Below are 19,902 nucleotides of genomic sequence, written 5' to 3'. Positions count from 1 at the left end.
GGGCCGTCCGGCCGCATGTGACGCCCGCTACGATCAGCGGGCAGCTACGAGGTGGGAGCAAGCCAGCCATGAGCGATCGTCTTTGCACCGTCCTGCTCTACAGCGACGACCCGAAGGTCCGTGACCGGATGCGGCTGGCCGTCGGCACCCGGCCCGCGCCCGGGCTGGAGATCGAGTTCGTGGAGGCCGCCGACTACGCCGGGTGCGTCCGGCTCGTCGACGACTACGAGATCGACCTGCTCCTGCTCGACGGCGAGGCGACCCCGGGCGGCGGCATCGGCATCGCCCGCCAGATCAAGGACGACCGGGACGACGCCCCGCCGACCTGCGTGGTGATCGCCCGGGCGGCCGACCGTTGGCTGGCCGCGTACGCCGAGGTCGACGCCACGCTCACCTACCCGCTCGACCCGGTGAGGACCGGCACCACCGTCGCCGAGCTGCTGCGGCGCACGCCCGCCGCGGCCTGAGTCACCCCACCCGGCGCCACGGCAAGGGGGCCGGGGCGCCGACGCTTCGGCCGTCGTTCGGCCGCCACGCCGCCAGCGGCGCCGCGGACCGGAGGACGGCCGCCACACCCGCATTCCACCCCCGCTCGGGAGGCCCGCCATGGGCGAACGGACCTGGCCGCTTCTGCTCAACGCGCTCCTGCGCGGCGAGGAGCTCTCCACCGCCGACACCGCCTGGGCGATGGACGAGATCATGACCGGCTCGGCCAGCCCGGCGCAGGTGGCCGGCTTCGTGGTGGCGCTGCGCGCCAAGGGCGAGACCCCGGCCGAGCTGGCCGGCCTGGTCGAGGCGATGCTCGGCCGATCGGTCGAGGTCGAGCTCCCGGAGGAGATCCGGGCCACCGCGCTGGACGTGGTCGGCACCGGCGGGGACCTGGCCCACACCGTCAACATCTCCACCATGACCGCCCTGGTGGTGGCCGGCGCGGGCGTCCGGGTGGTCAAGCACGGCAACCGGGCCGCCTCCTCCTCGTGCGGCACCGCCGACCTGCTGGAACACCTCGGGATCCCGCTGGACCTGGCCCCCGAGCAGGTGGCCCGGTGCGTCGTCGAGGCCGGCATCGGCTTCTGCTTCGCCGGCCGCTTCCACCCGGGAATGCGCCACGCCGGCCCGGTACGCCGCGAGATCGGCGTGCCCACCGCGTTCAACTTCCTCGGCCCGCTGACCAACCCGGCCCGTCCCCGGGCCGGCGCGGTCGGCTGCTTCGACCTGCGGATGGCCCCGGTGATGGCGGCCGTCTTCGCGGCGCGGGGCGACTCGGTGATCGTGATGCGCGGCGAGGACGGGCTGGACGAGTTCACCACCGCCGCCCCGACCCGCGTCTGGGTGGCCCAGCAGGGCACCGTCAGAGAGGCACTGCTGGACGCGACGGAGCTGGGGGTACCCCGGTCCACCCTGGCCGATCTGCGGGGCGGTGACGCGACGTACAACGCCGGCGTGGCCCGGCGGCTGCTGGCCGGGGAGACCGGCCCGGTCCGGGACGCGGTGCTGGTGAACGCCGCGGCGGCGCTGGCCACCCAGGGCCCGCTCGACGGGGACCTGACCGAGGCGTTGCGGGTCGGGATGGCCCGGGCGGCCGAGTCGATCGACTCGGGCGCCGCCGCAGGTGCCCTGGAGCGCTGGCTCGAGGTGGCCCGCTCGCTCTGACGCCCGCTCTCCCCCGGCGTCCGCCCACCGTGGCCGGCCCGCCGGGGGTGGGTCCGTTCCGGACGGTGTCGTACCGGCGTGCCAAACTACACGGGAGTAATTTTCCGTTTTCGACCGTTGGCGGCCGCCGGCTCCCGGTCGCGGCGCGGGCGACAGCCACGCCGAGCCCGAGTCGTCGCCACCGCCCGCCGGGCACCGGAACGAGAGGAGACGCCCGTGTCGGACCGCGAGCTCTACTGCGACATCTGCGAGGGCGTCGTGCTGTTCGAGGCGCCACCCTGCGTCGACGCGCACGGCGCGGACTGCCCCGACGACTGCTCCGGGTCGCGGCGTGGCGGCAGACACGCCGAGCCGGAATGGTCGGACGACTGCTCCGGGTCGCGGCGTGGCGGCAGACACGCCGAGCCGGAGTGGTCGGAGCTGGTCTGCACCGGCTGCGGCGCGGCCCTGCTGATCGCCACCTTCGCCTTCCGCGCGCCGCGCCTCGACACCCGCCACGGCACCACCCGCCGCCCGCACCGCCGCGCCGCCTGATCGACTCGCGGAGCGGCGGGTGGGATGATCCGCTCCGGACATGCGGAAAGGCCCGCGTCCCCGGAGGGCGCGGGCCTTTCGCTGCCGTCAGATCAGTGCTCGGCGGTCCGGCGGGTGCCGCTGTAGTACTCGAAGAGCAGGCCGCAGGCGGCGAAGATCACCGCGACCAGGCCCGCGCCGAGCAGCCACAGCTGCCAGTAGACCAGGCCGAGACCGGCGATCGACGCGGCCAGCGCCAGGCCGAACGGCCAGTAGCTGCCCGGGCTGAAGAAGCCGACCTCGCCCGCGCCGTCGGCGATCTCACCGTCCGCCCGGTCCTCCGGCCGCAGGTCGATACGGCGGGAGACGAACCAGAAGAAGCCGCCGCACATCGAGGTCAGCAGGCCGGAGAGGAGCAGCGCCACGGTGCCGACCCACTCGACCCGGCCACCCTCACCGTACGTCCAGGCGGCGTAGAGGATCGTGACGCCGTAGAGGAACGTCGAGACGATGAGGAAGATCTTCCACTCGGTCTTCATGCCGGCCCCCTCAGCTGCCCGCGCCGGCCGACGCGTCGGACGGGTTGAAGTTGTTCTTGGTACGCCGGGTGTCGAACGGGTCGGTGGTCTTGGCGTACGGCGCCTGGCCGATCGCCTCGAGCGCCTCCTGGGTCGACTTGCCGGCCTTCTTGGCCGCCAGGAACTGCTCGTACTTCTCCGGCGAGACGACCCGCAGCTCGAAGTTCATGAAGGCGTGGTAGCTGCCGCACAGCTCGGCGCAGCGGCCGACGTACGCGCCCTCCTGATCGATGCTGGAGACCTCGAAGGTGTTGCGGATGTTGCCCGGCATCACGTCGCGCTTGAACAGCAGCTCCGGCACCCAGAAGGAGTGGATGACGTCGCGGCTCTGCTCCTCGAACCGGATCGACTTGCCGGTCGGCAGGACCAGCACCGGGATGACCTCGCTGGTGCCGAGGGTCGAGGCGATGGTGTTCGCGTCACGGCCCTGGCCGTCGCGGTAGTTGAACTGCCAGTTCCACTTGAAGGCGACGACCTCGACGGTGACGTCCGGGTTCTTCGACTCCTTGACCACGTCCGTCTGCACGACCGCCGTGTAGTAGAAGAGCACGGAGACCACGAGGATCGGCGCGATGGTGTAGAGGAACTCCATCGGCAGGTTGTAGCGGGTCTGCACCGGCAGCGCGTTGCCCCGCTTCCGGTAGCGGATCACGCACCAGAAGATGAGGCCCCAGACGAACACGCCGACCGCGAGCGCCGCGATGCAGGACGCGATCCACAGGTCGTACATCCGGTGCGACTCCGGCGTGATGCCGCCCTGCGGCCACCCGAAGCCGCCGAACGTCTTGCCGACGTCGCAGCCGGTGAGCGAGAGCAGCAGCGCGGCCCCACCGAGACCGAGCCCGGCGAGCCGACCAGCACCACGCCGCCGGCGTCCACCGGCTCCTGGGGAAGCGCTGTGCCGTACGGCCGACGACCGTACCTCCGAACTCCTTGCGACCACCTGGTCCTGCCTCCCTAGCGCGCCGCGGTGGTTGTTTCCCTCAACACCGACGGCAAAGGCGTCACCGACGGTCGCAGATTACTCGACCATGACGGGCCTGACCGTCTTGGGGTCACTGTCCGCCCCCATCGGGGGGATCGTGCCCGTCCCGGCACGCTAGCGTGGGCCTTCGTGAGCACCTCCCCGGTCTACCTGGACGCGGCCACCGCCGCCCCGCTGCACCCGGTCGCGCGGCAGGCGCTGCTGGCCGCGCTCGACGACGGGTGGGCCGACCCGGGCCGGCTCTACGGCCCGGCCCGGCGGGCCCGCCAGCTCCTCGACGCCGCCCGCGAGGCCGCCGCGCAGACGCTCGGCGTCCGGGCCGACGAGCTCTCCTTCACCCCCAGCGGTACGGCGGCCGCGCACGCCGCCGTGCTGGGCGGGCTGGCCGGCCGGCGGCGGGCCGGGGCGCGGCTGGTGCACTCCGCGATCGAGCACTCCGCGGTGCTGCACGCCGCCGAGCGGCACGTGGCCGGCGGCGGCGAGGCGGTCTCCGTACCGGTGGACCGGCTCGGCCGGCTGGACCTGGACGCCTGGGCGGCGGCGCTGGCCCGGCCGGGGGTGGCCCTGGCCGCGCTGATCGGCGCCAGCCACGAGGTGGGCACGGTGCAGCCGGTCCCGGCGGCGGCGGAGTTCTGCGCCGAGGCGGGCGTGCCGCTCTACGTCGACGCGGCGCAACTGGTCGGCCGGGCCCCGCTGCCGGCCGGCTGGTCGGTGCTGAGCGCCAGCGCGCACAAGTGGGGCGGGCCGCCCGGGGTCGGCCTGCTGGTGGTCCGCAAGGGCACCCGCTGGGAGTCGCCGTTCCCGGCCGACGAGCGGGAGTCGGGGCGTACCCCCGGGGCGCTGAACCTGCCGGCGGTGGTCGCGGCGGCGGCGAGCCTGCGCGCGGTGGCGGCCGACGCGGCGGCCGAGACGGCCCGGCTGGCGCCGCTGGTGGACCGGATCCGGACCCGGGTGGCCGCCGAGGTGCCGGACGTGGAGGTGGTCGGCGACCCGGTGGACCGCCTCCCCCACCTGGTCACCTTCTCCTGCCTGTACGTGGACGGCGAGGCGCTGCTGCACGCGCTGGACCGGCGCGGCTTCGCGGTCTCCTCCGGCTCCTCCTGCACCTCGTCCACGCTGCGGCCGTCGCACGTCCTCGAGGCGATGGGGGTGCTCTCGCACGGCAACGTCCGGGTGTCGCTGCACCGGGAGACCACCGAGGCGGACGTGGAGCGGTTCCTCGCCGAGCTGCCCGGGATCGTCGCCGACCTGCGCGCCGAGGCGGGAGTGGCGGGACTGTGACCGAGCCGGACGAGGTGCTCGACTGCCGGGGCCAGCGCTGCCCGCTGCCGGTGATCAACCTGGCCCGCCGGCTGCCGGAGCTGCCGATCGGCGCGCTCGTCCGGGTGCTCGCCGACGATCCGGCCGCGGCGGTCGACATTCCCGCCTTCTGCCGGATGCGCGGCCACGAGTTCGTCGCCGCCCACCCCGACGCCGGCCCCGCCTACGACGTCCGCCGCACCCACTGACCCCGCGCCCCGCCCCGCGCGCCGCCCCGTGCCCCGATCCCTGGCCGCGCCCCCACGCCGCGCCCTGGCCCCGTCCCGCGCTCCGCTCCCCGGCCGCGCCCTGTCCCCGTCCGCGCGCCACTCCACGTCCGCGCGCTTGCGCCGCGCCCGCGCGCCCAGCCCACCTCCGCGCGCTTGCGCCGCACCCCGCCCCCGCACCCACGGCGCGCCCGCGTCCACGTCCGCGCGCCAAGATCCCCACTAATTCAGGGAAATAGTGGCCATCCGCCGCGCGATGGCCACTATTTCCGCGAATTAGGCCCCACACGGCACGGGCGCACGGCACGGGCGCACGGCGCGGGCGCGCGGCGCGGCGCGGGCGCGCGGCGGGGGGTCACTTGAGGTAGGCGAGGATGCCGGGGAGGGGGTCGGTGTCGACCGCCGTGTCGACGACCAGGCGGGGGCCGATGATCGGCTCGTACTCGGCCCGGCGCAGCAGGGTCTGCTCCCAGGTGGGGAGGTGCTCGTCGGGCAGGCGGGCCTCGACCCGGCGGCGGTGCTCGGCCTCGTCCCCGCAGTGCACCTCGATCACCCGCAGCGGTACGCCGGCCCGCTCCGCCAGGTCGTGCCAGAGGCCCCGGGCGCTGGCCACCGGGTTCACCGCGTCGACCACCACGCTCAGCCCGAGCCCGAGCTGGACCTCGGCCAGCCCGGCGACGGCGCCGTACGCGGCCATCCCGGGCACGTCGCCGACCAGGCCGTACCGGTGCAGGGCCCGCTCCACCGGGTCGACCGGCAGGACGGGGGCGTGCAGCGCGGCGCCGACCCGGACGGCGAGGGTGCTCTTGCCCACGGCGGGCAGCCCGGCGAAGGCGACCAGCAGCGGGCCGCCCGCGCCCGGGCGCACCGCGCCCGGGTCCACCCTGCCGTCGGGGGCCGGTGGGCCGGAACTCATGGCAGCAGGTGCGGCCGGACCTCGTCGGCGGCCGCGTCGCCGTACGACTCGGCGAGCCGCTTGACGAACAGGTCCCGGCGGACCTCGTACTCCTGGCCGCCGAAGTTCTCCAGCACCAGGGTGGCGAGCAGGCAGCCCACCTGGGCGGCCCGGGCCAGGCTGACGCCCCAGTTCAGGGCGGCGAAGAAGCCGGCCCGGAAGCCGTCGCCGACGCCGGTCGGGTCGACCGCCTGGATCTCCCGGGCGATCGGCACGTGAATGGTCTGGATGTCCCGGCCGGCGATCTCCACGCCCCGCTTGCCCAGCGTGGTGACCCGCACCTTCACCCGGTCCAGCAGCTGCGCGTCGGTGAGGCCGGCCTTGCTCTGCAGCAGCGACTTCTCGTACTCGTTGGTCATCAGGTACTCGGCGCCGTCGACCAGGCTGAGCACGTCGGCGCCGTCCATCCGGGCGAGCTGCTGCGACGGGTCGGCCACGAAGGCGTAGCCCCGCTCCCGGCACTCCTGCGAGTGCCGGATCATCGCGGCCGGGTCGTTGGCGCTGACCAGCACCAGGTCGAGGCCGCCGAGCCGCTGCGCCACCGGGGCCAGCTCGATGTTGCGGGCCTCGCTCATCGCGCCGGCGTAGAACGAGGCGATCTGGCACATGTCGAGGTCGGTGGTGCAGACGAAGCGGGCGGTGTGCGCGACCTCGCTGACGTGCACCGAGTCGCAGTCGACACCGTGCCGCTCCAGCCAGGAGCGGTAGTCGGCGAAGTCGGCGCCGACCGCGCCGAGCAGCACCGGACGCAGGCCCAGCTGGGCCATGCCGAAGGCGATGTTGGCGGCGGTGCCGCCGCGCCGGAGCACCAGCTCGTCGACGAGGAAGGACAGGGAGACCTTGTCCAGTTGGTCGGCGAGGAGCTGTTCGGCGAAACGGCCGGGGAAGCTCATCAGGTGGTCGGTCGCGATCGAGCCGGTCACGGCGATCTTCATGTCAACCCTCGCGGTCGGGAGCACGGCGCGGGTCAGCCTACCGGTCGGATCGGGGCGCCGGTCGCAGGTCGGTCGACGGGCGGTCAACCGCCGTACGGCCGACCGTCACCAGACGGACACCCCGGGCCACGCGGCGTGGGCGTTTCCGGGCAGCAACGCAGACAGCGGCGGGGCCGCCCCCGGTGAAGGGGACGGCCCCGCCGCTGTCGTCGCTCGGGCAGGCCGGACCCGCCCGACGTGGCGGGCGGACCGGCGTCGGTCGACTCAGCTGAAGGAGTCGCCGCAGGCGCAGGAGTTGCCGGCGTTCGGGTTGTCGATGGTGAAGCCCTGGGCGTCGATCCGGTCGGCGAAGTCGATGGTGGCGCCGGCCAGGTAGGGGGCGCTCATCCGGTCGACGACGACCTCGACACCGTCGTAGTCGGTGACGATGTCACCGTCGAGCGACCGCTCGTCGAAGAAGAGCTGGTACCGCAGGCCGGAGCAGCCGCCCGGCTGCACCGCGACCCGGAGCCGCAGGTCGTCGCGGCCCTCCTGCTCGATCAGGGCCTTGACCTTCTGCGCCGCGACGTCGGTGAGGACGACGGTGCTGGGGGCCTTGGCCTCGGTCGACTCGGTCTGCGCTGGCGTGGTCACGTGGAAATCTCCCTGCGCGGTATGGGTCCGGACGCACTGGCCAACGTCGCGCGTCCGCCAGTGATTCCCGGTGTGGTCCAGATCCGATCGTACGCCGCCCCGCCGGGAGTCACCTCCGGTGGCGTGACCCGGGATCCGTGAGCCGCGCCGCAGGCCAGCGCCGCCCCGCGCGTCGGCCGGAGCCACCGGCTCAGCGGCTCCACTGCCGGGCGAGCCGGGCGCCCAGCGCGCGCAGCCCCTCGGCGGGCCGGCCCATCGCGGCCTCGACGCCGCCACTCTCCTCGCCGCCGAAGTGCTCCACCAGGCTGTACGCCTCGGTCACCCCGGCCGCCGCGGCCTCCCGCCGCCCGGTGCTGACCCGGCCGGCCAGCACCACGCAGGGCACGCCCCGGTCCCGGGCGGCCCCGGCCACCCCGGCGACCACCTTGCCGCGCAGCGACTGGTGGTCGAACGAGCCCTCCCCGGTGATCACCAGGTCGGCGGCGTCCAGCGCGGCGTCCAGGCCGATGGCCCGGGTGACCAGCCCGATGCCGGACTCGCAGCGGCCGCCCAGCGCCAGCACCGCCGCGCCCAGCCCGCCGGCCGCGCCGCCGCCGGGCAGCGCGCCGAGGCCGGCCGGGCAGCCGGGCAGGTCCCGCTCCAGCACGCCCGCCCAGCGTTCCAGGGCGGCGTCGAGCAGCAGCACGTCCGCCCGGCTGGCGCCCTTCTGCGGCCCGTACACGTTGCTCGCCCCGTGCAGGCCGAGCAGCGGGTTGTCGACGTCGGTGGCGGCGACCAGGTCGGCGCCGCGCACCCGGGGCGCGCCGTCCAGCGCGGCCACCGCGGCGAGCGCCGCCCCGCCGTACGGCAGGGCCCGACCGGCCTCGTCCAGGGCGGTGACGCCGAGCGGGGTGAGCATGCCGGCGCCCCCGTCGTTGGTGGCCGAACCGCCCAGCCCGATCACCACCCGCCGCGCGCCCGCCTCGACCGCAGCGGCCACCAGCAGCCCCAGCCCGTACGAGGTGGTGGCCTTCGGGTCGCGCTCGGCGGCCGACAGCAGGTGCAGCCCGCACGCCTGGGCGCTCTCCAGGTACGCCGTGCCGTCGTCGGTGAGCAGGATCTCACCGGCGGCGGGGCGGCCGAGCGGGTCGACGGTCGGCACCGGCAGCCGCCGCCCGCCGAGCGCCTCGGCGAGCACGGCGACGAACCCCGGGCCGCCGTCGGCGAGCGGCCGGATCAGCAGCTCGTCGGCGGGGGCGACGGCCCGCCAGCCCTCGGCCACCGCGGCGGCCACCTCCGGGGCCGGCAGCGTGCCGGCGAACTTGTCGGGGCAGAGCAGCACGCGCATGCCGAGCAGTGTGGCAGGCCACACCGGGGAGGGCTGCGGGCCGGTTCCGCTGTGGGACCATGGGTGCGTGACTTCGACCTGGGTTGAGCCCTCCAACACCGCCACTGCGCTGCTGCTCCTCGGCCGCGGCAGCGACCCCGCCACCGAACGTGGCGTGGAGTGTCCGGGTGACCTTCCCGCGCCGAGCGACCCCGACCTGGTGGCCCGGGCGGCGGCGGCGAAGGCCGCGCTCGGCACGAAGGTCTTCGTGTTGGGCCACCACTACCAGCGCGACGAGGTGATCCAGTTCGCCGACGTGACCGGCGACTCGTTCAAGCTGGCCCGGGAGGCGGCGGCCCGGCCCGACGCCGAGTACATCGTCTTCTGCGGCGTGCACTTCATGGCCGAGAGCGCGGACATCCTCACCTCGGACCGCCAGAAGGTGATCCTGCCGGACCTGGCGGCCGGCTGCTCGATGGCCGACATGGCGGTGCTGTCCCAGGTCGAGAACGCCTGGGACGTGCTGACCGAGCTGGGCGTCGCGCAGGACACCGTCCCGGTGACGTACATGAACTCCTCGGCCGACATCAAGGGCTTCGTCGGCCGGCGCGGCGGCGTGGTCTGCACCTCGTCGAACGCGAAGCGGGCCCTGGACTGGGCGTTCGAGCAGGGGCGGAAGGTGCTCTTCCTCCCCGACCAGCACCTGGGCCGCAACACCGCCGTGCTGGAGATGGGCTTCTCCCTGGACGACTGCGTCCTCTACGACCCGCACAAGCCGAACGGCGGGCTCACCCCGGAGCAGCTCCGCGACGCGAAGATGATCCTCTGGCGCGGGCACTGCTCGGTGCACGGCCGCTTCACCCTGGACAGCGTCAACGACGTCCGGGAGCGGGTGCCGGGGGTCAACGTCCTGGTCCACCCGGAGTGCCGGCACGAGGTGGTCACCGCCGCCGACTTCGTCGGCTCGACCGAGTACATCATCAAGACCATCGAGGCGGCCCCGGCCGGCTCGGCGTGGGCGGTCGGCACCGAGCTGAACCTGGTCCGCCGGCTGGCGCTGGCCCACCCGGACAAGCAGATCATGTTCCTCGACCGGGCGGTCTGCTACTGCTCGACGATGAACCGGATCGACCTGCCGCATCTGGTCTGGGCCCTCGAGGAGCTGGTCGCCGGCCGGGTGGTCAACCAGATCACCGTCGACCCGGACACCGCGCGGCACGCCCGGGCGGCGCTGGACCAGATGCTCGCCCTGCCGGGCGCTTGATCACAGGCGGTCACCGCGCTGGTACGGATAAGCACCGGAATCCCCGGTTCATGCCCTCGCTGGTGATGTGACCGATTCCATTTTCGTCACCGAGGGCTATGCTGCCGGGGCGACGACACACGCGGGCGGTTTTCCCGTGACCGCATTCCGGGTAGCGATGCAGATCGTGAGCCCGCCCATCTACTCGGCAGCTGAAGCGCGCTGGAGGTTGCGTTGACCGACGACGTCCTGGTCGTACACGGAGGCACTCCGCTTCAAGGGCGGATCCGCGTGCGCGGCGCGAAGAACCTCGTGTCCAAGGCGATGGTCGCCGCCCTGCTGGGCGACACTCCCAGCCGGCTGTTCGACGTGCCACGGATCCGGGACGTCGAGGTGGTCCGCGGGCTGCTCGGCCTGCACGGGGTCAAGGTGAGCGACGGCGAGGAGGACGGCGAGCTCGTCTTCGACCCGTCCAACGTCGAGAGCGCCAGCACCGACCAGATCAACGTGCACGCGGGTTCCAGCCGCATCCCGATCCTGTTCTGCGGTCCGCTGCTGCACCGGCTCGGCCACGCCTTCATCCCCGACCTGGGCGGCTGCCACATCGGTCCGCGCCCGATCGACTTCCACCTCCAGGCCCTGCGGGAGTTCGGCGCGACGGTGGACAAGACCCCGGAGGGTCTGCACCTGTCGGCCCCGAACGGCCTGCACGGCACCAAGTTCGCCCTGCCGTACCCGAGTGTGGGCGCCACCGAGCAGGTGCTGCTCACCGCGGTGATGGCCGAGGGCGTGACCGAGCTGCGCAACGCGGCCGTCGAGCCGGAGATCATCGACCTGATCTGCGTCCTGCAGAAGATGGGCGCGATCATCAAGGTGCACACCGACCGGGTGATCGAGATCCAGGGTGTGAAGCGGCTCAGCGGCTACACCCACCGGCCCATCCCGGACCGGATCGAGGCGGCGAGCTGGGCGGCGGCCGCGCTGGCCACCCGCGGTCACGTCGAGGTGCTCGGCGCCCAGCAGGCCGACATGATGACCTTCCTCAACATCTTCCGCTCGGTCGGCGGCGAGTACGAGGTGACCGACCTGCGGCCGCCGCGGGCCGGCAACCCGGGCCAGGAGGGCGGCATCCGCTTCTGGCACCCGGGCGGCGAGCTGAACGCGGTGGCGCTGGAGACCGACGTCCACCCCGGCTTCATGACCGACTGGCAACAGCCCCTCGTCGTGGCGCTGACCCAGGCCCGGGGCCTGTCGATCGTCCACGAGACGGTCTACGAGCAGCGGCTGGGCTACACCGAGGCGCTGAACACGATGGGCGCCAACATCCAGGTCTACCGGGACTGCCTGGGCGGCACCCCGTGCCGCTTCGGCCGGCGCAACTTCAAGCACTCGGCGGTGATCGCCGGCCCCAGCAAGCTGCACGCGGCCGACCTGGTCATCCCGGACCTGCGCGCCGGGTTCAGCCACCTGATCGCGGCGCTCGCCGCCGAGGGCACCTCCCGGGTGTACGGCGTCGACCTGATCAACCGGGGCTACGAGGACTTCGAGGGGAAGCTGGCGGACCTGGGCGCGCACGTCGAGCGTCCGTAACGTCACACCGCCCCTCCGCTGCGACAACTCCAGCTCGGCGCGTCTGACGCCGCGCCGCGACCTGGAGCCGTCGGCGACAACTCCAGCTCGGCTGGCGGCAATAATTCGGCCTCCGCGCCCGCAGGCGGCGCTCCGGACCGAATGAAGGCCGGTCTGACGCCGCGCCGCGACCTGGAGCCGTCGGCCCGGTGCACCCGCGATGTGCACCGGGCGCGGCCGGTTGGCTACCCTTCACGGCGTGCCGTCGCTGTTTCGCCGTAAGCCCGCCGACCTGGTCGAGGAGTCCGTCACCCCGGTGACGCCCGACGAGGAGTCCGCCGCTGGCCGCCCCCGGGGGTACACCCCGAGCAAGAAGGAGCTGGGCCAGGCCACCCCGAAGCGGCCCGGCGCCGGCCGGCGCCCGGGCGCGCCGACCAGGCCGCTGACCAAGGAGGAGGCGCGGGAGCAGCGCCGGGCGGCCCGCGCCGAATCGGCCGCCGAGTTCCGGCGCGAGGGCGGTCCGCGCGACCGGGGCCCGGAGCGGCTGCTCGCCCGCAACGTGGTCGACTCCCGGCGTACGGTCGGCACCTGGTTCTTCGGCGGCGCGCTGATCGTGCTGATCGGCTCCAACCAGGCCATGCCGCCGATCGTCCGGCTGCTCTCCAACGTGCTGTGGGGCCTGCTGGCCCTCGGTGTGGTGGTCGACTCGGTGCTGATCTCGCGGAAGATCAAGAAGCTGGTGCGCGAGCGCTACCCGAAGAGCACCGAGAGGCTCGGCTCGCTCTACTTCTACGCGATCATGCGATCAATCACGTTCCGCCGGATGCGCGCGCCGGAGCCCCGGGTGAACATCGGCGACAAGATCTGACCGGTTCCGGTCCGGCCCCTTCCCGCCCCCGCGGGGAGGGGCCGCGTCGTGTTCAGGCCACCCCGAGCAGGCGCAGTAGTGCGGTGGTGCCGGCCGCCGCCACCACGACCAGGACGAAGGGCGCCCGCCGCCAGGCGAGCAGCACGCCGACCAGCACGCCGGCGGGTCGGGCGTAGCCGGCGAAGCCGCCGGCCTCGGTCAGCGCGGCGGTCGCCACCAGGGCGGCCAGCAGCGCGGCGGCGCCGACCGGCAGCAGCCGCCGGGACCACTCGGGCAGTTCGAGCCGGTCGCGCAGCAGCACGCCAGAGGCCCGGAAGGCGTACGTGCCGACGGCCAGCGCCAGGATCACCGCGATCAGCACGACGGCTCCCCGGTCCGCACGACCTGTCCCGGCTCGCGGGCGGGCCCGCCGTCGCCCCGCCCGCCGGCGTCCCGACCGGGACCGCCACCGACCGCGTCCCCGCCGATCGCGCCGCCACCGCCCGCCCCGCCGCGGGGCGGCCGGCCGCCGCGCACCGCCTCGCGCGGGACCCGCACGTGAGGGCCCGCTTTCCGGGAACGAGTGGCCATCGCGCGGAAGATGGCCGCTCTTTCCCGGAAAGAGCCCGAATCTCGGCGCGCGGCGCCAGTGGCCCGGTGGCGGCGGGCGCGGAGCGCGGGCACGATCAGGGCGGCGAGCGCGAGCAGGACGGGCAGGCCGGCGGGCAGCACCGGGGTGGCCAGCACGGCCAGGCCGGCGCCGGCCAGCGCCACCCGCCGGGTGTCCCGGTCGCGCAGGCTGGGCAGCAGCAGGGCGGCCAGCCCGGCGGGGAAGGCGGCGTCGAGGCCCAGGGCGGCCGGGTCGCCCACCGCGCCGCCGGCCAGCACGCCGAGCACGGTGCCGGTGTTCCAGGCCAGGAAGAGCAGGATCGCGGCGAGCCAGAAGGCGCGACGGCGTCCCGGCCCGGCCGGCCGGGCCAGCGCGAACGCCGTCGCCTCGTCGGTCATCAGGTGGCTGCCGAGCAGCCGCCGCCAGCGGCCCGGGCCGAGGCTGCCGCCGAGGGCCAGGCCGAACGGCAGGTGCCGGGCGTTGAGCAGCAGGCCGGCGAGGACCGCGGCGAGTGGGCTGCCGGCGGCCACCAGGCCCACCGCCATGAACTGCGCGCCGCCGGCGTAGACGAGGACGGACATCGCGAGGGTGGCCCAGGCGGGCAGGCCGGCGGCCACCGCCACCGCGCCGAAGGAGGCGCCGACGGCGACCATCGCCGCGCCGATGGCGGCGACGTCGCGGAGCATCGCCGCCTCGCCCGTTCGATCTGCCGTACGCATGGTCCATTATCCTGAACACGAACGGCCCTGTTCGTCAAACCGAACAAACAGACCGATGGAGCGAACAATGGCGCACGACCCCGCTCCCCCGCTGGCCACCATCGCGGCCGCCCTGCGGCGCGAGCGCGACCGGGCCGGCCTCTCGCTGACCGAACTGGCCCGGCGGGCCGGCATCGCCAAGTCCACCCTGTCCCAGCTGGAGTCCGGCGTCGGCAATCCGAGCGTCGAGACGCTCTGGGCGCTGGGCGTCGCGCTGGGCGTACCGTTCAGCCGCCTGGTCGAGCCGCCGACGGCGGCGGTCCGGGTGGTCCGGGCCGGCGAGGGCCCCCGGATCCGCTCCGAGCACGCCGACTTCAGCGCCACCCTGCTCGCCGCGGGCGCGCCGCACACCCGCCGGGACGTCTACGTGATGGAGCTGGAGCCGGGGGCCGTCCGGACCGCCGAGGCGCACACCCCGCGCAGCGTCGAACACGTCGTGGTCGCGGCCGGGCGGATGCGGGTCGGCCCGGAGTCCGACCTGGTGGAGCTGGGGCCGGGCGACTACGCGACGTTCCCCGGCGACACGCCGCACCGGTACGAGGCGCTGGCCCCGGGAACCTTCGCGGTGCTCGTCATGGAGCACCCGTGACGCCGGCCTCGGCCGGGGCCCGGTAGAGCCGGGCCACGACCTCCTCGATGTCCGGCTCCACGATCGAGATGTCCCGCAGGGTGGCCAGCCCGGCCAGGCCCGCGACCACCTCGGCGACGGTCGCCGACTCCAGCGCGAAGACCAGCCGGTGCCCGTCCGCCTCCACCCGCTGCAACGGCGCGCCGGGCAGCTCCGGCGGCTCCGGCAGCACCGCGTCCAGCTCGGCGACGACCATCCGGCGCGAGCCGTAGCGGCTGTGCAGGGCGGCGATCGAGCCGTCGTGCACCACCCGGCCGTGGTCGATCACGACGAGGCGTCGGCAGAGCCGCTCGATGTCGGCCAGGTCGTGGGTGGTCAGCACCAGGGTGGTGTCGCCGGCCCGGCCCAGCTCCGCTAGGAAGCCCCGGACCGCCTGCTTGCTGACCACGTCCAGCCCGATGGTCGGCTCGTCGAGGAAGAGCACCTCCGGGCCGTGCAGCAGGGCGGCGGTCAGCTCGCCGCGCATCCGCTGGCCGAGGGAGAGCTGCCGGACCGGGGTGTCCAGGAACTCGTCGAGGTCCAGCAGGCCCCGGCAGCGGGTCAGCCGCGCCGCGTGCTCGTCGGCCGGCACCCGGTAGACGTGCCGGAGCAGCGCGAACGAGTCGCGCAGCGGCAGATCCCACCAGAGCTGCGAACGCTGCCCGAACACCACGCCGATGCGCATCGCCAGCCGGGTCCGCTCGGCCACCGGACGCAGCCCGCAGACCCGGGCCTCCCCCGCCGAGGGCATGAGCACGCCGGTGAGCATCTTCAGGGTCGTCGACTTGCCCGCGCCGTTCGGTCCGATGTAGCCGAGCATCTCGCCCCGCTCCACCCGCAGGTCGATCCCGTCGACCGCGGTGACCGTCCGCTTCTCCCGGCGCAGCCGCCCGGCCTTCACCCGGACGGTGAACTCCTTGCGCAGCCCGCTCATCTCGATGACGCTCATGATCCCGTACTCCGGTAGTGGCGGATCCCGACGCGCCAGGCCAGGGCGGCGACCGCCGCGGCGACCAGCGCGACCCCGGGCGCGGCCCAGCCCACCCAGCCGGGCAGACCGAGCGGGTCGGGCCGGCCGAGCAGCGCCAGCGCCGGGTGGTAGCTGACGAAGGCGAAACCCAGCCCGTACGCGAAGAGCGCCCGGAACCAGCCGCCGTAGACGGTGACCGGGTACGAGGTGAAGTCGCGCCCGCCGTAGGTGACCGAGTTGGCGAGCTCGCCCGAGTCGATCCAGTAGAACGAGACGGTGGCGGTGGTGACGAAGACCGCCCCGAAGAAGACCACCCCGGCGAGCGGGGCGACCAGCACCAACGCCACCCGGCCCGCGGTCCAGTGGATGCCCGCCGAGGCGACCGACGCCACCAGGACGGCCAGCCCGAACACCACCCGGGACACCTTCCGCAGCGGCAGGTCCATCAGCAGCAGCTGGGGCAGCGCGGCCAGGGGCCGGACCAGTACGGCGTCGAAGAGGCCGGTGCGGACGTACCGGGGCAGCCGCTCGATGTTGCCGACCAGCAGGTCGGCGCTGGCGAACGCGAACGACGAGAGGCCGACGATCACCAGCGTCTCGCGCAGCGTGAAGCCGCCCAGCTCCCGGGTGACCCCGAAGAGCACCAGCACGGTGACCACGTCGAACACCGTGGCCCCGACGTTGCCGACCAGGTCCACCACGAACGACGCCCGGTAGGCGGCCTGCGACCGGGCCTGCGCGCCGAGCAGCGCCCGGTACGCGGCCAGCACGCCCGGCCGCCGGTACGCCGACGCCGGCCGGCCCGGCCGCTCGCGACCGGGCGGCGCGACCGCCGGGCCGGTCAGCGTCCCCGGCTCAGCCACCCTGCACCACCAGCCGGTGCTCGGCCCGCCGCTGCACCAGCCGGCAGAGGGCCAGCAGCGCGACGGCCCAGCCGAGCTGCACCCCGACCAGGCCGACCTGCATCGGCGCCGGGTGCCGCTCGACCAGCACGTCGAGCGGGATCTGCAGCAGGCTCGGGAACGGGGTGCCGTACCGCAGCCCGGCCTCCAGCCAGCCGGGCAGGAAGCCCAGCGGGAAGTAGAGCCCGGCGAGCACGCCGGAGCAGAGCGTCCAGAGGATCAGCGGGCCCCGGACGTCCTGCAACCAGTACGCGGTGGCGTTGACCAGGTAGCGGCAGGCGAAGCAGACCACGACGGCGAGCAGCACGGAGAGCGCGAACAGCGGCAGCGTCGCCACGCGGTGGGGCAGGTACACGTCGAAGAAGAGCAGGCCGATCAGCACCGGCGGCACCAGCCGGGACAGCGAGGCGAACCCGGCCCGCCCCAGGTCGGTGGCGAGGTAGCTGGTCACCGGATGGACCGGGCGGAGCAGGTCGGCGGCGATCTCCCCGGTGCGGATCCGGTCGGCCAGCTCGGTCCAGCCCCAGATCGCGATGACCGCCAGGAGGCCCTGCCCGACCCAGACGAAGGTGGCGAGCTGGGCGCGGTCGTAGCCGGCGACCTGGCCCGCCGCGCCGGCCGCCGCCAGGAAGATGTAGTAGCGCAGGAAGCCGAAGACGCTGTTGGTGACCACGCCCGCCACGGCGGCCTGTCGGTAGGTGGCGTACCGCCGGAAACCCGATACCGTTATGGCGCTGAATGTCCGAAACCATCGGGTAACGTTTGAGTTCGTGGGCGGTGCCACAGTGGCGGTGACAGAGCCCACGCCGCTACCCTCCTTCCGCAGCCACGACGTGCCGGACCGGGCGACTCTACCGGCACGTCCGGCGCCCAGCGCGACAATTTTCAACGAGGTGACATCGCCGTGAGCGAGCGACGCGAGCCGGCCCCGGGGCCGCGCCGCGCGAGCGGCGACCGGGTCCCCCGATGAGCGGCTACGACCGCTGGCGCGAGCCGGCCGAACCCTCGTGGGCCGCCGAACCGACCCACGAGTGGCGGCCGCAGTTCCCGGGGCAGCGCTACCCCGGCGACATCGGCATCGAGTACCTGACCCCGCCCCCGCCCCGCGGCCGGGCCGTGGTCGGCCGGGCCGAGGTCCACCCGGTCAGCCCGGCGCCGATGGACGACCCGTACCCGGTCAGCCCGGTCAGCCCGGCCGGTCCGGACGACCGGCGCGGCGCGTACCCGGTCAGCCCGGCCGGCCCCGACGACCGGCGCGGCGCGTACCCGGTCAGCCCGGCCGGCCCCGACGACCGGCGCGGCGCCGGCCCGGGCGAGCGGCGCGCGTACCCGGATCGGAACGGGCGGGAGGAGCCGCGCGCCGACGGGCGGCGGTCGTGGGCGGACCGGCGCGGCCCGCGCCCCGACGACCGGTACGACCCGCGCGGCCCGGGGTGGGCGCCGGACCGGGACCAGCCCGCTGCCTGGCGGGACGAGCGGTCCGACCAGCGGTGGGTACGCCCCCGGGACGGCGGGCCCCAGCGGCCGGTCTCCCCCGCGCCCGAGCCCGGCTGGCTCCCGGAGCCCGGCGAGTTCCCGAACCGCCCGCAACCGCGTGCGGGCCGACCCGACCAGCGCTGGGGTACGCCCGACGGACGTACCCCTCCCCCGCGTGACCGCCGCGAACCGGGCTTCGACGGCCCGGTCGACCGGGGCGAGCCGGCCCGCAACGGACGGCCCGAGCCTGGCTTCGAGCGCCGCGCGGACCCCCGCGACCCGGACTTCGACCGCCCCGCGGACCGCCGCGAGCCCGGCTTCGACCGCCGGCCCGACCGCCGTGAAACCGGCTTCGACCACCGCGAGCACGGCTTCGACGGCCGACCCGACCGCCGTGAGCCCGGTTTCGAGCGGCGGGCCGATCGCCGCGAGCCCGGCGTCGAGCCGCGGCCGGACCGGCGCGACCCGGGCTTCGACGGACGCGGCGACCGACGCGAACCCGGCTTCGGCCGTCCGGCGGACGGGCGGGAGCCGGGCTACGGACGGCCGGCCGAGCGCGGCTTCGACGGCGCGCCGCGACGCGAACCCGACCCGCGCCGGGAGGCCGCCGCGCGCGCCGAGACGTACCGGGACGCACCCGACGGCCCGCGCCGGCCGGAGTCCGGCCGGTACGACGGGCCGCGCCCCGCCGCCTTCCGATCCGACGAGCGGTGGGAGGGCCAGCGCCCGCCGGGTGATCCGGCACGGTCCCGCCCGGAGGAGTGGCCGGTCGTCGAGCGGCGGCCCCGCACCGAGCCGGCCGCCCACCGGCCGGACGAGCGGCCCCGCCCGCCACTCGGCCCGGACGGACGGCCGGTACACCCGACCGACGAGGCGGCCGCCCGGTACGACGGTCGCCGCCCGGACGCGGTCGGCCCCCGGTACGACGGTCCCCGCCCCGAGTCCGCCGGTCCGCGGTACGACGCTCCCCGGCCGGAGTCGATCGGTCCCCGGCCCGAGTCCGTCGGCCCCCGGCCCGAGTCCGTCGGCCCCCGGCCCGAGTCGATCGGTCCCCGGCCCGAGTCCGTCGGCCCCCGGCCCGAGTTCCGGCCGCGTCCGGAAGAGCGGGCCGGCCGGCCGGCCGAAGCCGGGCCGGTCCGCCCGGGCGACGGTTGGCGGGCACCGGCCGAGCCGGCCGCCCGTACCCGGCCCGAGGAGCTGCGCGACCGGCCGACCTCGCCCGCGCCGACGCGCCCCGACGACCCGCGGGCGCGCCCGCCGGCCCACCCGGCCGAGGTGCGCGAGGCCGCCCTGCCGGCCGCCCCGGCCCGTCCGGAGAGCCGGCCGACGAGCGCGCCGCGTCCGGACGACCCGGCGACCCGCCCGGCGCCGCCCGCCCGTCCCGACGAGCCGCACCGGGCCCCGGCGCCGGCCACCCCGGGCCGGCCCGACCAGGGGCCGCGTCCACCGGTGGACCGGCCCGATCCGCGCCCGGCCGTGCCCACCTCGGGCGCTCCGGTATCCGGTGCGCCGGTCTCGGGCGCGCCCGTGTCCGGCGTACCGGTCTCCGGGGCCGCCGCTCCCGGTGTGCCGGTCTCCGGCGCGCCGGCGTCGAGCCGTCCGGTGTCGGGCGCGCCGGTCTCCGGCGGGCCCGTCCACCCGCCGGCTGACCGGCCGGTACGGCCGCCGGCGCCCGAGGCGCCGACCTCCGCACCCCCGGCCGCCGACCTGCGCGTCGAGTTCCGGCCCGGCCCGGGGCCAGGGCCCGACCGGTCCTGCCCGGTCGACCGGGGCGAGCCGGCGGCACGGGTCGGGGAGGCGCCGGACGGCACCACTCGCCCGGTCTCCGTGCCCCCC

General features: G+C 75.3%; 20 protein-coding genes and 1 pseudogene. 10 read left to right on the top strand and 11 right to left on the bottom strand.

Going from position 1 to position 19,902, the window contains the following annotated elements; genetic code table 11:
* Positions 1–68: 68 nt before the first annotated feature.
* The 3 genes from ACGFI9_RS17070 to ACGFI9_RS17060 all read left to right on the top strand — a co-directional run bounded on the left by ACGFI9_RS17070 (position 69) and on the right by ACGFI9_RS17060 (position 2,187).
* A complete protein-coding gene (locus ACGFI9_RS17070) occupies positions 69–467 on the top strand; it encodes a hypothetical protein (RefSeq protein ID WP_393178929.1) in 399 nt (132 codons plus the stop codon).
* Positions 468–606: 139 nt separating this feature from the next.
* Positions 607–1,653, top strand: coding sequence for an anthranilate phosphoribosyltransferase (gene trpD / locus ACGFI9_RS17065; protein WP_393178928.1), 1,047 nt, complete (start codon positions 607–609; stop codon positions 1,651–1,653).
* Between the two features lie 216 nt (positions 1,654–1,869).
* Positions 1,870–2,187 (top strand): hypothetical protein, encoded by a 318-nt coding sequence (locus ACGFI9_RS17060; RefSeq protein WP_393178927.1) that lies wholly within the window; start codon positions 1,870–1,872, stop codon positions 2,185–2,187.
* Positions 2,188–2,279: 92 nt separating this feature from the next.
* Here ACGFI9_RS17060 and ACGFI9_RS17055 read toward each other — a convergent pair whose 3' ends face one another.
* Both ACGFI9_RS17055 and coxB read right to left on the bottom strand, forming a co-directional pair.
* The gene (locus tag ACGFI9_RS17055) at positions 2,280–2,705 is read right to left on the bottom strand and encodes a cytochrome c oxidase subunit 4 (protein ID WP_393178926.1); all 426 of its coding nucleotides are present in this window, start codon (positions 2,703–2,705) and stop codon (positions 2,280–2,282) included.
* Positions 2,706–2,715: 10 nt separating this feature from the next.
* On the bottom strand, positions 2,716–3,687 hold the full coding sequence (gene coxB / locus ACGFI9_RS17050) for a cytochrome c oxidase subunit II (protein WP_393178925.1): 972 nt from the start codon (positions 3,685–3,687) through the stop codon (positions 2,716–2,718).
* Between the two features lie 171 nt (positions 3,688–3,858).
* Between coxB and ACGFI9_RS17045 the strand changes: the two genes are divergently transcribed.
* Positions 3,859–5,010 carry a cysteine desulfurase family protein gene (locus tag ACGFI9_RS17045; protein WP_393178924.1) on the top strand — a complete coding sequence of 384 codons (1,152 nt, stop codon included), beginning with the start codon at positions 3,859–3,861 and terminating at the stop codon, positions 5,008–5,010.
* Entirely contained in the window at positions 5,007–5,237 is a 231-nt protein-coding gene (locus ACGFI9_RS17040) for a sulfurtransferase TusA family protein (protein ID WP_393178923.1), read from the top strand. The genes ACGFI9_RS17045 and ACGFI9_RS17040 overlap by 4 nt, the downstream gene beginning before the upstream one ends.
* Positions 5,238–5,610: 373 nt before the next feature.
* Here ACGFI9_RS17040 and ACGFI9_RS17035 read toward each other — a convergent pair whose 3' ends face one another.
* The 4 genes from ACGFI9_RS17035 to ACGFI9_RS17020 form a co-directional block, all read right to left on the bottom strand.
* Positions 5,611–6,171: an AAA family ATPase gene (locus ACGFI9_RS17035; RefSeq protein ID WP_393178922.1), complete on the bottom strand. Its 561-nt coding sequence runs from the start codon at positions 6,169–6,171 to the stop codon at positions 5,611–5,613.
* Positions 6,168–7,145 carry a carbohydrate kinase family protein gene (locus ACGFI9_RS17030; RefSeq protein WP_393178921.1) on the bottom strand — a complete coding sequence of 326 codons (978 nt, stop codon included), beginning with the start codon at positions 7,143–7,145 and terminating at the stop codon, positions 6,168–6,170. The genes ACGFI9_RS17035 and ACGFI9_RS17030 overlap by 4 nt, the downstream gene beginning before the upstream one ends.
* 264 nt (positions 7,146–7,409) lie before the next feature.
* Entirely contained in the window at positions 7,410–7,778 is a 369-nt protein-coding gene (gene erpA / locus ACGFI9_RS17025; RefSeq protein ID WP_089005934.1) for an iron-sulfur cluster insertion protein ErpA, read from the bottom strand.
* A 190-nt stretch (positions 7,779–7,968) separates the two neighbouring features.
* Positions 7,969–9,105 carry a glycerate kinase gene (locus ACGFI9_RS17020; protein ID WP_393178920.1) on the bottom strand — a complete coding sequence of 379 codons (1,137 nt, stop codon included), beginning with the start codon at positions 9,103–9,105 and terminating at the stop codon, positions 7,969–7,971.
* Between the two features lie 67 nt (positions 9,106–9,172).
* Between ACGFI9_RS17020 and nadA the strand changes: the two genes are divergently transcribed.
* The 3 genes from nadA to ACGFI9_RS17005 all read left to right on the top strand — a co-directional run bounded on the left by nadA (position 9,173) and on the right by ACGFI9_RS17005 (position 12,764).
* Positions 9,173–10,348: a quinolinate synthase NadA gene (gene nadA / locus ACGFI9_RS17015; protein WP_393178919.1), complete on the top strand. Its 1,176-nt coding sequence runs from the start codon at positions 9,173–9,175 to the stop codon at positions 10,346–10,348.
* Between the two features lie 213 nt (positions 10,349–10,561).
* Positions 10,562–11,917: a UDP-N-acetylglucosamine 1-carboxyvinyltransferase gene (gene murA, locus ACGFI9_RS17010; protein ID WP_393178918.1), complete on the top strand. Its 1,356-nt coding sequence runs from the start codon at positions 10,562–10,564 to the stop codon at positions 11,915–11,917.
* Positions 11,918–12,155: 238 nt separating this feature from the next.
* The gene (locus ACGFI9_RS17005; RefSeq protein ID WP_393178917.1) at positions 12,156–12,764 is read left to right on the top strand and encodes a DUF3043 domain-containing protein; all 609 of its coding nucleotides are present in this window, start codon (positions 12,156–12,158) and stop codon (positions 12,762–12,764) included.
* Positions 12,765–12,816: 52 nt separating this feature from the next.
* On the opposite strand, the gene ACGFI9_RS17000 is transcribed toward ACGFI9_RS17005, so the two are convergent.
* Positions 12,817–13,125: an AzlD domain-containing protein gene (locus ACGFI9_RS17000; RefSeq protein WP_393178916.1), complete on the bottom strand. Its 309-nt coding sequence runs from the start codon at positions 13,123–13,125 to the stop codon at positions 12,817–12,819.
* Positions 13,119–14,072 (bottom strand): AzlC family ABC transporter permease, encoded by a 954-nt coding sequence (locus ACGFI9_RS16995; protein ID WP_393178915.1) that lies wholly within the window; start codon positions 14,070–14,072, stop codon positions 13,119–13,121. Before ACGFI9_RS16995 ends, ACGFI9_RS17000 begins: the two co-directional genes overlap by 7 nt.
* 67 nt (positions 14,073–14,139) lie before the next feature.
* Here ACGFI9_RS16995 and ACGFI9_RS16990 point away from each other — a divergent pair, with 67 nt between their 5' ends.
* On the top strand, positions 14,140–14,700 hold the full coding sequence (locus ACGFI9_RS16990) for a helix-turn-helix domain-containing protein (RefSeq protein WP_393178914.1): 561 nt from the start codon (positions 14,140–14,142) through the stop codon (positions 14,698–14,700).
* Here ACGFI9_RS16990 and ACGFI9_RS16985 read toward each other — a convergent pair.
* From ACGFI9_RS16985 to ACGFI9_RS16975, 3 genes are all read right to left on the bottom strand, one after another.
* Positions 14,684–15,667: an ATP-binding cassette domain-containing protein gene (locus tag ACGFI9_RS16985; RefSeq protein WP_393178913.1), complete on the bottom strand. Its 984-nt coding sequence runs from the start codon at positions 15,665–15,667 to the stop codon at positions 14,684–14,686. The two genes, ACGFI9_RS16990 and ACGFI9_RS16985, sit on opposite strands and share 17 nt — an antisense overlap.
* Complete coding sequence (locus ACGFI9_RS16980; RefSeq protein ID WP_393179341.1) at positions 15,664–16,455, bottom strand: ABC transporter permease; 792 nt, start codon at positions 16,453–16,455, stop codon at positions 15,664–15,666. Before ACGFI9_RS16980 ends, ACGFI9_RS16985 begins: the two co-directional genes overlap by 4 nt.
* An 88-nt stretch (positions 16,456–16,543) precedes the next feature.
* On the bottom strand, positions 16,544–17,395 hold the full coding sequence (locus ACGFI9_RS16975) for an ABC transporter permease (protein WP_393178912.1): 852 nt from the start codon (positions 17,393–17,395) through the stop codon (positions 16,544–16,546).
* A gap of 161 nt (positions 17,396–17,556) precedes the next feature.
* Between ACGFI9_RS16975 and ACGFI9_RS16970 the strand changes: the two are divergent.
* Positions 17,557–19,902 (top strand): annotated as a pseudogene (locus ACGFI9_RS16970) (hypothetical protein); the annotation flags it as partial.

Origin of the sequence: Micromonospora sp. NPDC048930 (assembly GCF_043197935.1) — a bacterium.
Taxonomy (GTDB): domain Bacteria; phylum Actinomycetota; class Actinomycetes; order Mycobacteriales; family Micromonosporaceae; genus Micromonospora.
This window is presented reverse-complemented; position numbering and strand designations above follow the sequence as displayed.

Coding starts and splice junctions, on each gene's coding strand:
- ACGFI9_RS17070 (WP_393178929.1), top strand. CDS start 69: ATGAGCGATCGTCTTTGCACCGTCCTGCTCTACAGCGACGACCCGAAG.
- trpD (WP_393178928.1), top strand. CDS start 607: ATGGGCGAACGGACCTGGCCGCTTCTGCTCAACGCGCTCCTGCGCGGC.
- ACGFI9_RS17055 (WP_393178926.1), bottom strand. CDS start 2,705: ATGAAGACCGAGTGGAAGATCTTCCTCATCGTCTCGACGTTCCTCTAC.
- ACGFI9_RS17035 (WP_393178922.1), bottom strand. CDS start 6,171: ATGAGTTCCGGCCCACCGGCCCCCGACGGCAGGGTGGACCCGGGCGCG.
- ACGFI9_RS17030 (WP_393178921.1), bottom strand. CDS start 7,145: ATGAAGATCGCCGTGACCGGCTCGATCGCGACCGACCACCTGATGAGC.
- ACGFI9_RS17020 (WP_393178920.1), bottom strand. CDS start 9,105: ATGCGCGTGCTGCTCTGCCCCGACAAGTTCGCCGGCACGCTGCCGGCC.
- ACGFI9_RS16995 (WP_393178915.1), bottom strand. CDS start 14,072: ATGCGTACGGCAGATCGAACGGGCGAGGCGGCGATGCTCCGCGACGTC.
- ACGFI9_RS16990 (WP_393178914.1), top strand. CDS start 14,140: ATGGCGCACGACCCCGCTCCCCCGCTGGCCACCATCGCGGCCGCCCTG.
- ACGFI9_RS16985 (WP_393178913.1), bottom strand. CDS start 15,667: ATGAGCGTCATCGAGATGAGCGGGCTGCGCAAGGAGTTCACCGTCCGG.